Genomic DNA, 14,085 nt, shown 5'->3' with positions numbered 1-14,085 from the left:
TATACACCAAGAGGGGAATAATAGCTATAAACACGGGTTTTTACTACATTTGCGCTTCAAATTTTGGATATGGCGGAAGAAGCTAAATCATTGAACTTTATTGAGCATATTGTCGAAGAAGATTTGCGAAATGGATATGCAAAGGATGCATTGCGTTTTCGGTTTCCCCCTGAGCCGAACGGTTATCTTCATATTGGCCATGCAAGCTCTATTTGCTTGAACTTTGGATTGGGATTGCGGTATAATGCCCCGGTAAACCTCCGTTTTGATGATACCAACCCTGCAAAAGAGGAAAAGGAGTATGTGGATGCTATCAAAACTGATGTATCATGGCTTGGTTATGAGTGGGATACGGAGTGTTATGCATCTGATTACTTTCAGCAGTTGTATGATTGGGCCATTGCGTTGATTAAGCAGGGAAAGGCGTATGTGGATAGCCAAACTTCCGAAGAAATAGCTGATCAAAAGGGAACACCAACCGAACCTGGCACGGAAAGTCCTTATCGCAGTCGTTCTGTTGAGGAAAACATAAAGCTCTTTGAAGGTATGAAGAACGGGGAGTTCAAAGAAGGCGCCCATGTTCTTCGAGCCAAGATCAACATGGCATCGCCCAATATGCTGATGCGGGATCCTGTGATGTATCGTATTCTTCATAAAGCACACCATCGCACAAATACCGATTGGTGTATTTACCCAATGTACGATTGGACTCATGGGGAAAGTGATTATATAGAACAAGTGTCCCATTCCTTGTGTACATTGGAGTTCTTGCCACACAGAGAGTTGTACGATTGGTTTTTAGACCAATTGGTTTCTGAAGAAAAACTTCGCCCAAAACAGCGTGAATTTGCTCGACGAAACCTGAGTCATACCGTGGTGAGTAAACGTAAATTGCTGCAGCTGGTGGAAAGCAAAGTGGTTGAAGGCTGGGATGATCCCCGAATGCCCACCATCTCTGGATTGCGAAGAAGGGGCTATACTCCGGAATCCATCAAGAATTTTGCGGATACCATTGGTATTGCTAAACGGGAAAATGTGGTTGATGTTTCTTTATTGGAATTCCATGTGCGGGAACATTTGAATAAAATAGCTCCACGGGTCATGGCTGTGCTAAATCCTTTAAAGTTGGTCATCACCAATTATGAAGAAGGAAAAGAAGAGTGGCTTGAAGCAGAGAACAATCCGGAGGATGAATCAGCTGGAAACAGACAAGTGCCATTTTCTCGTGAATTGTATATTGAACAAGAGGACTTTAGAGAGGAGGCAAACCGTAAATTCTTTCGGTTAAAATTGGGTGGTGAAGTTCGTTTAAAGAATGGCTACATTATTAAGGCGGAAAGCTGTACGAAAGATTCTGATGGAAATGTTGTTGAGGTTCAATGTACGTATGATCCTAAAAGTAAGAGTGGTTCCGGGACCGAGGAGAGTTTGCGAAAAGTTAAAGGTACGTTGCATTGGGTCTCTATCCCACATGCGATTACTGCGGAAGTTCGATTGTACGACCGACTTTTTAACGACCCAACTCCAGATGGACATAAAGACAAAGATTTTATGGATTTCATCAATCCTGATTCGTTGGAAAAAGTTACCGGTTATTTGGAGCCAAGTTTAAAGGATGTTAAAGTTGGGGACCAATTTCAATTTCAGCGGATGGGCTATTTTAATGTGGACAAGAATTCCACATCTAGCCATCTTATCTTTAACCGTACAGTTACCTTACGGGATACTTGGGCCAAATTAGAGCAAAAAAGTTAAAATAGATTTTCCTTATTGTATCCGGTTAATGCTATTTGGTTTAATTATAAAGAATGACTTGTTTTAAGGCGTTTTCACGGGGTTTTGTAAAACGGCAACCCAATCCCAAGGAAGCTCTAGCGATCTTTTAGCGTAAAGCGGTTAATTGAGGATTCTAGAATTAAGAATCAATTTAGGCGAGGTTATGATTTTCAGGTAAGAAATATCTTTATAGAAATAGAAAAGGGAGCAAATTTGCTCCCTTTTTGTGCATTTATAAATGAAGCTAATCTTCATCTTTCTTTTTGTTTTGTTGTTTCATGGCTTCCCCAATTTGGTTACTTGCGGTAAACGAAGCTACCATGTTGTTCAACATATCGCTTCCGGCTTGTGGCGAGTTGGGCAGCAAAATCAAATTCGTGTTGGTTTCCTCACCAATGGCCTGAAGGGTATCATAATGTTGGGTTACCACAATTAAAGCGGAGGCTTCTTGCGAATTGATACCCACTTTGTTCAGTACTTCCACGGATTCTTCCAGACCTCGGGCAATCTCTCTGCGCTGATCGGCAATACCTTGACCTTGTAGTCTTTTGCTTTCCGCTTCAGCCTTTGCCTTTTCTACGATTAGGATTCGTGCGGCGTCCCCTTCAAACTGAGCCGCAATTTTTTCACGTTCCGAAGCATTGATTCGGTTCATCGCCGCTTTTACTTGGGCATCTGGGTCAATGTCGGTCACTAGGGTTTTGATGATATCATAACCGTATTCCAACATAGCATCTTGAAGCTCGGCCTTAACGGCGATAGCGATATCATCTTTTTTAACAAAGACATCGTCCAATTTCATTTTAGGAACTTCTGCACGAACCACATCAAATACGTAGGAAGTAATTTGATCATGTGGATATTCTAATTTGTAGAATGCTTCATAAACCTTGTCCTTAATAACAACATATTGCACAGAAACTTTCAGTTTTACGAAAACGTCGTCCAGGGTTTTAGTCTCAACAATCACATCCAATTGTTGTATTTTAAGACCTACCCTTGCTACGATGCGATCCACTAGTGGAATTTTCATTTGCAGACCGGATTGACGAATGCTTTGAAACCTACCAAACCGTTCAATGATAACGGCAGTTTGTTGTTTTACGATAAAGAAGAACTTAAATAAAATGATAAGTCCTATAAAAAGAAATGGTATTAATAAATAGTTGCCCATAGTGTTTATTTTTTATGTTAGAAATGGAAATTACGAAACTCTCCAACATATTGGTAGGCAACCGTCAACTTTTGTTACACATCCGTCAATTGGGAAGGGAGGAAATGGCTTTTTGGATACGAAATATACTCTCTTCCTTTCCGATAAGTTCTAAAATATCGAATAAATGGGGACCTTTCATATCACCTACGATGACCAGTCGCAAAGGAGGCATTACTTTTCCAAAGGAAAGTTCTTTTTTGCCGATCCAACTCTTTACGATGGTTTCAATGTTGGAAGAGGTAAAATCAGTAATTCCTTCCAAAATGGAAACCACTTCGCCCATAATTTCAGCCGTATCTTCTTTCCATTGCTTTTTTACGGCCTTTTCGTTGTAAGAAGTTGGACTTATAAAAAAGTAGTCGCCTAAATCCCAAAAGTCCGAGACAAAAGTAGCTCGTTCCTTGATGAGGGAAACAACTTTGGTCGCATAAACTTTTGAAGTCTGAACCGATCTAAATTGTAATTGGTGCAGAAACAGGTCTGCAAGTTCTTCATCACTCTTGCGCTGTAGCCACTGCTGATTATACCAATTGTTTTTTTCCGGGTCAAAACGTGCTCCTGATTTATTTACGCGTTCTAAATTGAAGGAACTCACCAATGCTTCCAGTGAGAATATTTCCTGTTCTGTTCCGGGATTCCACCCTAGAAGGGCCAAGAAATTGACCACCGCTTCTGGAAAAAATCCCGCTTCGCGATACCCTTCAGATTGATTCCAGGACAATGGAAAAACCGGGAATCCTCCTTTTTCTCCATCGCGCTTGCTCAGTTTACCCTTTCCTACGGGTTTCATTATTAGGGGTAAGTGGGCAAATTCCGGAGCTTTCCAATCAAAGGCATTGTAGAGGAGTTGGTGCAAGGCCAAAGAAGGCAACCATTCCTCACCTCGAATTACATGGGTAATCTGCATGAGGTGATCATCAACAATATTGGCCAAATGATAGGTGGGCATACCATCGCTTTTGAACAACACTTTGTCATCCAAAATATTGGTATCAATTTTAATTTCGCCCCGTATGATATCGTTCAACACCAATTCTTCATCTTGTGGAGATTTAAAACGAATCACATATTCTTCCCCAGCATCCAATTTAGCCTGTACCTCTTCTGCGGAAAGTGACAACGAATTGGAAAGTTTTAAACGGTTATGCCAATTGTAGATAAAAGTCTTTCCTTTTGCTTCATGGTCTTTTCTATGGAAATCCAATCGCTCTGCCGTATCAAAAGCATAATACGCGTTTCCTGTTTTAATGAGCTCCAGCGCATAATCTTTGTACAAATCTTTACGCTCACTTTGCCGATAAGGTCCAAAATCACCTTCTTTACCAGGTCCTTCATCAAAAGGAATTCCACACCAATTTAAGGCCTCAATGATATATTGCTCTGCCCCTTCAACATATCGGTTCTGATCAGTATCCTCTATACGAAGTATAAAATCACCGTTATGCTTTTTGGCAAATAGATAATTGAACAAAGCTGTTCTAAGACCTCCAATGTGTAAAGGTCCGGTGGGGCTGGGGGCAAATCGCACCCGTACTATATCACTCATGGCTCATGCTATTGAACCGCAAAGATACATTCCCCATTATGATTTTGAAAAGGGAATGGATGGTGGTTTTTGATTTGTGGAAAGGGCTGATACCATAAGGTTTAACAAAAATTTTCGGTTGAATTCCCGTGTATCGGGTATCTTGGTGGTAAAAATTACTTGTTTTGGGCAGTTATCAGAACATTTTGACCAAGTTGGAACGCTTCACCAAGAAGTACTATACCAAGCAATTGATTAAGGGCAGCCTGCTCTTTTTAACGCTTGGATTGTTGTTTTGGATGGCCGTCATGTCCCTGGAATATCTGCTCTGGCTTAGTACGGGTTGGCGGCTGATTCTTTTTTTGCTTTTTATAGGCGTTGAGCTTTTTCTACTCTACAAGTTTATAGCCGTACCGCTTGCCTATTTATTCCGGTTCCGTCAAGGAATTAATAATCGGGAGGCCTCGCTGTTGATTGGCAAACACTTTCCAAATGTGGATGATAAGTTGCTGAATCTGCTCGAACTTTCCGAAAACCAGAAAAAGTCCGATTTGTTGTTGGCCAGTATTGAACAACGCGCAAATGGCTTGGGTGCTGTTCCTTTCATAGAGGCAATTAGTTTTAAAGACAGTTATAAGTATGCCAAGTATATTTTTATTCCTTTGGGCTTGCTTGCTTTTATTTGGATTTCTGGAAACATCGCTTCTTTCTTTAATTCACACCAAAGGGTGGTCAACTACGATTTGGCCTATGAACGCCCTGCACCATTTACGTTTCGAGTTTTAAACGATAAGTTGGACGTCTTGGACAACGAGCCACTTACTATTAGCGTATCAACCGAAGGGAGTTTTAAACCGGAGAACATTTTCATGGTTGTTAATGGAGAGGAACGTTTATTGAAACAGCAAGGGGATATTTATACCTATACTTTTGAAGCTCCTGTGGCCGAAAGCACTTTCTATTTAACTGCGAATGGGTGGAATTCAAAATCCTATTTCATCAGAAGTTATAGTACACCTGCCTTGGTCGATTTTCAAATGAAGTTGGATTTCCCAAAATACCTGAATCGAGCATCTGCAATTGTAACGGGAACAGGTAATGCTATTGTTCCTGAAGGCACCCGATTAAGTTGGCACATTGAAGGCACCAGTGTTGATACTATCTCAATGAAAACTGCCGACACCAGTTTTGTATTTCAACGGAATGGAAATGGATTTACACACGCCAAAAGACTGTTTAATGATTTTGGGTATGAACTAAGCACATCCAATGTGCATGTTTCCAATTTTGAACGACTTGCTTATAGCATTGATGTGGTTAAAGATGCCATGCCAACGGTGCAGGTTAATCAGGTGTTGGATTCGTTGAATCCTAACCAATCCTTTTATACGGGTCAAACTGCGGATGATTATGGCATCCGTGAGATTAGGCTGGTTTGCTATCCTTCAAATGACACCCAGAACGTACAGAGGATTGTATTGGAGTCTCCATATAAAAATGTTTACCAATTCTATTATACCTTTCCTTCCGGACTTCAGTTGGAAGAGGGATTGAATTATAAGTTGTATTTCGAAGTTGTTGATAATGATGGGGTTAGAGGTGGTAAAGTGGCTAAAAGTGAAACTTTTAATGCAACGCTGTATGATGATAACCAATTGAAAAACAAAGAGTTAGAATTCCAAAACAGCACCTTATCAAAAATGAATCAATCCCTTCAGGAGTATAAGGATCAGAAGGAAGCGTTGTCCAAGATAAATAATCTTCAAAAGGAGGAAAGAGCCTTAACTTTTGAGGATAAAAGTCAAATTAAGGATTTCTTACAAAAGCAAGAACGACAAGAACAGCTCATGGAGAAGTTTAGTAATGATTTGAAGGAAAGCTTGGATAAGGATAAAAATGACAGTGAGTTTAAAAAGATGCTCCAGGAGCGTTTAGAACGACAAGAGCTTGAGGCCAGGAAGAATGAAAGGTTGCTTCAAGAACTTAATGAATTGTCTGATAAGATTAAGAAAGAGGAATTACAGCAAAAGTTGGAAGAACTAGGCAAAAACCAAAGCAAGAACACTAGAAACCTAGAGCAGCTTCTGGAATTGACCAAACGTTATTACGTAACAGAGAAAGCGTCTCAGCTATCTAAAGAGCTTGAAAAGTTGGCTGAACGTCAAGATATCTTGTCAAAGTTGGATATAGGACAAAAGTTCTCTAATGATGAACAAGAAAAACTTAATGAAAGTTTTGAGGAGCTGTCTAAAGACTTAGAGGAATTATTAAAGGATAATAATAATCTTCAAAAGCCTATGGATATGGATGTTTCAAAGAAGCAGGCAGAAGATGTGAAAAATGATCAGAAGGAGGCTTTGGAGGAGATAAATAAACATCAAGGAAATGACCAATCTTCGGATAGTCAGGAACGGATGCAATCCGGTAATAAGATCACCCAAAAACAAAAATCAGCAGCACAAAAAATGCAGGAAATGAGCCAAGCTCTTCAACAAGGAGCTATGGGCGGAGGTGGTTCAGAGGACACAGAAGATGCTGAAATGCTCAGACAAATCTTGGATAATTTGGTAACATTTTCGTTCAAGCAAGAAAACCTTTTTGATAAGATTGAAAGTGCTGATGTTGACATATCACAGTTTTCACAAACGGTTCGTGATCAAAATGAGCTACGTAGATTGTTTGAACATGTGGACGATAGTTTGTTTGCGCTATCATTACGCAGGGTTGAACTTTCTGAATTTGTTAATGAACAGATTACAGAGGTGTATTATAACATTGACAAGTCTCTGGAGAGTATCGCTGAAAATCAAATTTACCAAGGGGCATCCTATCAGCAGTATGTCATTAATGCCACAAATTCACTGGCTGATTTTCTAGCCAATATTTTGGATAATATGCAACAGAACATGAAAGCAGGGCAAGGTAGCGGAGAAGGTTCTGATTTTCAATTACCAGACATCATCAAGGGACAGCAGAGCATACAGGAAAAGATGCAGGGCTCTGGAGAGCAGGGCAAACCCTCAGGCAAAGAGGGCGAACAGAATGGAGAAGGGGAAAAGAATGGAGATGGAGAGCAGCAAGGTAAAGGTAATCAAGGGGAGCAGGGGCAGCAAAGTGGCGAGAACGGTCAGGGAAATAGCGGTCAACAAGAACGGTCAAATGGCAATGAAGGCAGTGGGCAAGGGGATGAAATGGGACTCAATGAGGTGTATGAAATCTACAAGGAGCAACAATTTTTACGCCAACAATTGGAGCGGCAGCTACAAGATATGATCAATAAGCAAGATGGTAACCTGGCCAAGAAGTTGCTAAAGCAAATGGAGGATTTTGAGAACGATCTATTGGAAAATGGTATTACGGAGAGAACACGGAACAAGGCTAATATTATCCAACATGAATTAATGAAACTGGAAAATGCCACCTTGGAGCAAGGTAAAAAGAAGGAAAGAGAAAGTAATACAAACACCACTAGCTTTAGAAACCCAATTACAACCCGCCCAGAACTGCTCAAAGATTACCAGAACGACATTGAAATATTAAATAGACAAGCACTACCTTTGCGGCAAAATTATGAGCGTAAGGTAAAGGTGTATTTTAAGAATGATTGAGTTTCATTTTAAGTCTGATTTTATATTGAACAACAAAACCAACTATTCCGATTGGATTAGTAGAATTTTAGATTCCGAGCAATTTCAATTGGGCCAGTTGGACTATATTTTTTGTTCAGATGAATTTCTTTTAAAGCTCAACACGGAGTACTTAAACCACGACACCCTAACCGACATCATCACGTTTGATTATTCAAGTGGTAGAAGGATTTCTGGCGATGTTTTTATATCAACTGAACGGGTAAAGGACAATGCAGAAACGTATGGGGTTGATGTTGAGAATGAGCTTTTGCGTGTAATGAGCCATGGTGTTTTGCACCTCATGGGATATGGAGACAAAACCGATTCGGAGAAGGAAGTTATGCGCTCTAAGGAAGAGGAAAAAATTAAAATGTTCCACGTGGAACCATAGTGATGTTTGAAAAGGAGTATGATGTTATTGTAGTTGGAGGAGGTCATGCAGGAGCCGAGGCAACAGCCGCGGCAGCAAACATGGGCTCAAAAACGCTGTTGGTTACAATGAACCTTCAGACCATTGGGCAGATGTCTTGCAACCCGGCCATGGGCGGAATTGCCAAAGGCCAAATTGTTCGCGAGATTGATGCGCTAGGGGGTTATAGTGGAATCATTACTGACAAATCGGCCATTCAATTTAAGATGCTGAATAAATCCAAGGGCCCTGCAATGTGGAGTCCAAGGGCTCAGAATGACCGTATGCGTTTTGCAGAGGAATGGCGTTTGGCTTTGGAGAATACCCCCAATGCAGATTTTTATCAGGAGATGGTTTCCGGTTTGTTGGTTGAAGGGGATAAGGTTGTTGGTGTGAGAACTTCGCTTGGAATTGATATTAGATCTAAGGCTGTGGTTTTGACCAATGGCACTTTTTTGAATGGCCTGATACATATTGGAGAGAAGCAGTTTGGCGGGGGGAGAGCTGGCGAAAAAGCAGCAACCGGTATCACCGAGCAGTTGGTTGATTTTGGTTTTGATAGCGGCAGAATGAAAACCGGAACTCCCCCTAGGGTGGATGGAAGATCTTTGGATTATTCTGTTATGATTCCACAACCCGGAGATAAAAAGCCAGAGAAATTTTCTTATTTAGACACCGCAGTTTTGACCACCCAACGTGATTGCCACATGACCCACACAAGTGCTTTGGTTCATGATTTGTTACGTGAAGGTTTTGATCGTTCACCCATGTTTAATGGAAGAATTAAAAGCATTGGACCACGCTATTGCCCTTCCATAGAAGATAAGATTAACCGATTTGCCGATAAAGATTCCCATCAGATTTTTGTTGAACCTGAGGGCTGGCATACCGTTGAGGTGTATGTGAATGGGTTCTCTACTTCGTTGCCGGAGGATGTTCAATACAAAGCTTTAAAATCGGTAAAGGGGTTTGAGCACGTTAAGTTTTTTAGGCCTGGATATGCTATTGAGTACGACTATTTCCCACCAACTCAGTTAAAGCATACACTGGAGACTAAATTGGTCAACAACTTGTACTTTGCTGGACAAATTAACGGCACTACAGGATATGAAGAGGCTGCCTCACAAGGGTTGATGGCCGGGATTAATGCGCATTTAAAAATCAATGAGAAAGAAGCTTTCGTGCTCCGAAGGGACGAGGCCTATATTGGTGTTTTAATTGATGATCTAATTACAAAGGGAACTGAAGAGCCCTACCGCATGTTTACTTCTAGGGCGGAATATAGAACATTGCTTCGTCAGGACAACGCAGATTTTCGACTTACACCCAAAGGCTATGCCATTGGTTTGGCTAAGGAGGAGCGCATGCGAAAAATGGAAAGTAAGCAACTAAAGGCAGAAAGTTTCATTTCATTTTTTAAGAAAACCAGCTTCAATCCTGATGAGATTAATCCAATTTTGGAGTCTTTAGATTCCGCAACGGTTCGCCAATCCGATAAACTTTTTAAGGTGTTTTCACGCCCAAAAGTAACCATGGACCATATGCTTCAACTGGATGCCGTGTCAGAGTTTGTTGAGGAAAATGAATTGAATTCTGAGGTGCTCGAGCAGGCTGAAATTGAAGTGAAGTATTCAGGATATATTGAAAAGGAAAAGAATAATGCAGATAAGCTCCAGCGTTTGGAGGGGGTTCGTATTCCAGATAATTTTGATTATTCCAAGCTCAAATCCCTTTCGTTTGAAGCTAGGGAAAAATTGGAATCCATACGGCCTGTTACCATATCACAGGCATCTCGTATAAGTGGAGTTTCACCTGCAGATATTAGCGTTCTTTTGGTCTACTTGGGCAGATAAAGGTCAATTTGTTCCACGTGGAACACCGTTGCATAAACGCTACTTTTCCTCTTTTTTTAGGTAATATGCATGGTCAATAGGAATATCTTGACCGCTCCAGACTTTCTTTTGCGTCCAGTTCTCGGGCGCGTCCGACCAAAACGGATTGTTTTCGGGTAGCCCCAGCACTAGAAATGCTGTGGTGCATAAATACAAACTTCCAGTGGTTATATAGGGCTCTGCAATTGAACGTTGGTGACCGTAGAACCCAATGTTTAGCCAACCATCCGTGTTGAACGTTTCAGGAGCAGACAGTTGATTTTTTATTACAGCGTATAGAGCTTCCCTCACTTGTGCAGGCTTAATTTGTTGTGGAAGCACTTCAAATAAAGCTATTTGAGAAAGTGATTGGAACACGCCAAAACGGTAGGCCATAGAGCGGCCAATAATCGGGTAGGTTCCATCGGGCGCAATTAAACGTTCTTGGATTTCAGCATACCGTTGAGCTCTTTCCAGAAAAACCTTATTGTCTGTGATGAACTTGTCTTTGTAGTTGTAGCCTTCAAGTTGTGGCTCCTTTTCTTTTAATACTGAAAGGATATCCAATATCATGGGTTGTATAACAAAACTATTATAGTAATCCCAATGAAAATCTGGACCATCACCATATATACCATCACCTAAGTACCATTCATCGTGCTTTATAAGACAATACTCAATACGAACCATATCTGCGGAATCATCAAATTTTAACAAGGCAGCTTCAATCATACCACTAAACAGGAGCCAATTCATATATAGTGGCGATATACTTCTAGTACTTTTGAGTTCTTTAAGCACCCTTTGTTGGGTTATTTTGTCCAAGTTGCCCCATAACTGTTTTGGGGCGCGGATTAAGGCTTCTGCTAAAAACGCTGCGTCTACCAATGGCTGTACATGTTCTGTGAAATTTAAATAATCATTGGCTTCGGGATTTACGGCATTAGCAATTCCTTTTACAGCCAAATCAATATATTTTTTTCTAAGTTGGCCTTCTTTTGAATTATCAGGGCCTAATTCCAACCAGGGAGCCATTCCTGCCAGTGTCCGTCCTACAACCTCAAGATGCGCTACCTCTTCTCTAAAATCATAGGGTTCATCAGCTACCTCTATCGGCATGGTAGCTTTAAGCTTATCTTTAGCCAAATTTGTTAGAACAGGGTCGCAGATTTCTATCAAGCTTTTTACAAAAAATGAACGTGCTTCTTGACCGGAGACTTTCGGATTTGACTGAGCGATGATTTGACTGCCCAAGAGGACGAGAAGAAAAAGGGAACAAATATATTTGTTTAACATCGTTTAGGGTTGGATTGGTTAACTCTTATAAAAGTATCATTTTTATCATCAAGGTATTCCATGATCTTTAATGGCCGCCATCTAATTCTTTTCCCACATTATAATTCTGAGCTATGGTAGCTGACTTTTGGCTTATTGGATTAATTGCAGCTTTTCATTGGAGTAGGAAAAGAATGTATAAAGCACAATACAATTTTGAAGGATATAGTTTTATCCTATCTTAGGAACTTCAAAGGATATATTTGACAACCCATAGCTAAATGAAGTTGTATTTAAAGACAAAGGACTTTTCCGTCTCTGGGGAAACTTTCGAACTGCATCGAGATGATGATTTGGATATGTTGATCACTCAACCACAGCCTGAAGATATTGCCAAATATTATGAAAGTGAGAATTATATTTCCCATACAGATGCACAAAAGACCTTTACAGAGAAGCTTTATCAAGCTGTAAAGCGGAAAAACCTTAAAAATAAGATTCAACTTATTGATAATCAAGTAGATAACAAGAAATCTTTACTTGATATTGGTGCTGGAACGGGTGATTTTCTGCTTGTAGCACAAAATGCAGGATTTATAGCAGTTGGTGTGGAGCCCAATGATAAGGCTAGGCAATTTGCTGCCTTCAAAGGCGTGGAGTTGAATTCGGACTTGGAATCATTAGGCGGGAAAAACTTTCAGGTTATTACGCTTTGGCATGTGTTGGAGCATCTTCCCAATTTAGAAGAACAGATCAGTTCCATAGTTTCATTGTTGGAAGAAGATGGGATTTTGATTATAGCTGTGCCCAACTTTAAATCTTTCGATGCAAAACATTATGGAAATCATTGGGCGGCTTATGACGTGCCCAGACACCTTTGGCATTTTTCCAAAACGGCCATCACAAAACTTTTTGATAAACATAAAATAGAAGTTGTTTCAATTCATCCGATGTGGTTTGATGCATTTTATGTTTCTATGCTTTCTGAAAAATATAAGGGCAACAAACTTTATTTGATCAGTGCTTTTTTTGTTGGATTATGGTCTAATCTCAAAGCATGTTTTACCAAAGAACATTCTTCCCTTATTTATGTCCTAAAAAAGAAGAAATAAGCAATTGGAGTATTCCCTCTCAACGAAAAAGCAGATAAAGGCCCAAAGGCCTTTGCTCAAAAAGAAACGCGCTCTGAGGCCCATTTCTGACAACCAACAAAATAGACAGAATCAATTCAACCAAAGGAAAGCCATAAAGATTGATTATAACAGGGGTTTTGACTTTTTTGAGTTCACAAAAAGATAATGGCGTGCATTCCAAAAGCTTTCCTATTTTTGCGCATCAGTAAAAAGACAAACATGAAAAAATTAATGGTACTCGCTGTTGCCCTCATTGCAATGGCATGTCAGCAGAATAAGATTGGATATGTGGACAGTGTGAAATTGCTGGACGGTTATCAAGAGAAAATTGATGTGGAAGCCCGCTTCAAAACCAAGGCAGATGCCATGACCAAAAAGAGGGACAGTATTTCACAGGCATTCCAAATGGAATTGCAGGCATTCCAGACCAAGGCCGAAAGAATGTCTCAACAAAATGCTCAAGAAGAATACGGACAATTACAGCAACGTGGACAATTTATAGGTCAGCAGTTGCAGCAAGAAGAGCAGCAATTGCAACAGACTAGCCAAACCGAAATGGATACTTTGGTGAAAAAGGTGAAAAAAGAAATCCAAGAATACGGCAAAGCCAACGGGTACACTTACATTTTGGGTGGAGGCGATGGTGGAGCAGTATTGTATGGTGAGGAAACCAAAGATCTTACAGATGTCATTCTAAAGATTTTAAACGACAAGTACGGGAAGTAACAGTCCCGAACTGATGATACCAAAAAAGGCCCATTCGTAAGGATGGGTCTTTTTAGTTGGTGCGTATGGTGGAAAAGTATACCCACACTATAAAAAAGAGCTGTAACGGAATCCGTATCCACAAATAAGAAAGCCCAGGACCGTCCATGTTTCCGGTTTGGTAGTTGATGTTTTCCAAAGAAGCCTTAATATTTGCCGGTAGAATGAGGACGAAAAAAGCAATTAAGACCCAACCTGTTGCGTGGGAGTATTTGGGTAATAATAATCCGATGGCAAACAGCACTTCCAGAATTCCCGTTGCAATGACCACCTGCATTTTAAAAGGTACGATACTGGGCACCATAGCGGTCATTCCATTGCTGAAGGCAAAATGTCCAATAGCCGTAAACACCAACATAAAGGCCATGGCAATCCTTCCCGCTAGTGGGTAATCAAACTGTTTTGTGGTCAGTTTTAAGACAAGGCTTGAAACAACAAAAGCGCCAATGAGTATGTAAAATGGTTTCATAAATCCTTTTTGCAAAG

Annotated in this window: 10 protein-coding genes; 6 read left to right on the top strand and 4 right to left on the bottom strand. The window is 40.5% G+C overall.

Translation table 11 applies throughout. From position 1 onward, the window contains the following. Positions 1 to 69: 69 nt before the first annotated feature. Complete coding sequence (locus tag J0X14_RS01795; RefSeq protein WP_207096040.1) at positions 70 to 1,755, top strand: glutamine--tRNA ligase/YqeY domain fusion protein; 1,686 nt, start codon at positions 70 to 72, stop codon at positions 1,753 to 1,755. Positions 1,756 to 2,020: 265 nt separating this feature from the next. On the opposite strand, the gene J0X14_RS01790 is transcribed toward J0X14_RS01795, so the two are convergent. Beyond that, entirely contained in the window at positions 2,021 to 2,950 is a 930-nt protein-coding gene (locus tag J0X14_RS01790; RefSeq protein ID WP_207096039.1) for an SPFH domain-containing protein, read from the bottom strand. An 85-nt stretch (positions 2,951 to 3,035) separates the two neighbouring features. Then, positions 3,036 to 4,538, bottom strand: coding sequence for a glutamate--tRNA ligase (gene gltX, locus J0X14_RS01785; protein WP_207096038.1), 1,503 nt, complete (start codon positions 4,536 to 4,538; stop codon positions 3,036 to 3,038). 164 nt (positions 4,539 to 4,702) lie between these two features. On the opposite strand from gltX, the gene J0X14_RS01780 reads away from it, so the two are divergent. Genes J0X14_RS01780 through mnmG form a run of 3 tightly spaced genes read left to right on the top strand, consistent with a single transcriptional unit; the run spans position 4,703 to position 10,408 of the window. Beyond that, on the top strand, positions 4,703 to 8,125 hold the full coding sequence (locus J0X14_RS01780; protein WP_207096037.1) for a hypothetical protein: 3,423 nt from the start codon (positions 4,703 to 4,705) through the stop codon (positions 8,123 to 8,125). After that, positions 8,118 to 8,537 (top strand): rRNA maturation RNase YbeY, encoded by a 420-nt coding sequence (ybeY, locus tag J0X14_RS01775; RefSeq protein ID WP_207096036.1) that lies wholly within the window; start codon positions 8,118 to 8,120, stop codon positions 8,535 to 8,537. Before J0X14_RS01780 ends, ybeY begins: the two co-directional genes overlap by 8 nt. 2 nt (positions 8,538 to 8,539) lie before the next feature. Beyond that, positions 8,540 to 10,408 carry a tRNA uridine-5-carboxymethylaminomethyl(34) synthesis enzyme MnmG gene (gene mnmG, locus J0X14_RS01770; RefSeq protein WP_207096035.1) on the top strand — a complete coding sequence of 623 codons (1,869 nt, stop codon included), beginning with the start codon at positions 8,540 to 8,542 and terminating at the stop codon, positions 10,406 to 10,408. A 39-nt stretch (positions 10,409 to 10,447) separates the two neighbouring features. Here the strand turns inward: mnmG and J0X14_RS01765 are convergent, their stop codons facing one another. Further along, complete coding sequence (locus tag J0X14_RS01765; protein ID WP_207096034.1) at positions 10,448 to 11,722, bottom strand: DUF2264 domain-containing protein; 1,275 nt, start codon at positions 11,720 to 11,722, stop codon at positions 10,448 to 10,450. Between the two features lie 260 nt (positions 11,723 to 11,982). On the opposite strand from J0X14_RS01765, the gene J0X14_RS01760 reads away from it, so the two are divergent. Beyond that, the gene (locus J0X14_RS01760) at positions 11,983 to 12,813 is read left to right on the top strand and encodes a class I SAM-dependent methyltransferase (RefSeq protein ID WP_207096033.1); all 831 of its coding nucleotides are present in this window, start codon (positions 11,983 to 11,985) and stop codon (positions 12,811 to 12,813) included. Between the two features lie 240 nt (positions 12,814 to 13,053). Continuing rightward, a complete protein-coding gene (locus J0X14_RS01755) occupies positions 13,054 to 13,560 on the top strand; it encodes an OmpH family outer membrane protein (protein WP_207096032.1) in 507 nt (168 codons plus the stop codon). A gap of 52 nt (positions 13,561 to 13,612) precedes the next feature. On the opposite strand, the gene J0X14_RS01750 is transcribed toward J0X14_RS01755, so the two are convergent. Next, the gene (locus J0X14_RS01750) at positions 13,613 to 14,068 is read right to left on the bottom strand and encodes a hypothetical protein (protein ID WP_207096031.1); all 456 of its coding nucleotides are present in this window, start codon (positions 14,066 to 14,068) and stop codon (positions 13,613 to 13,615) included. Between the last annotated feature and the right edge of the window lie 17 nt (positions 14,069 to 14,085).

The organism is Allomuricauda sp. CAU 1633 (assembly GCF_017313225.1).
Taxonomy (GTDB): domain Bacteria; phylum Bacteroidota; class Bacteroidia; order Flavobacteriales; family Flavobacteriaceae; genus Flagellimonas.
Note: the sequence above shows the minus strand (reverse complement) of the source record. Positions and strands in the feature narration are given on the sequence as shown.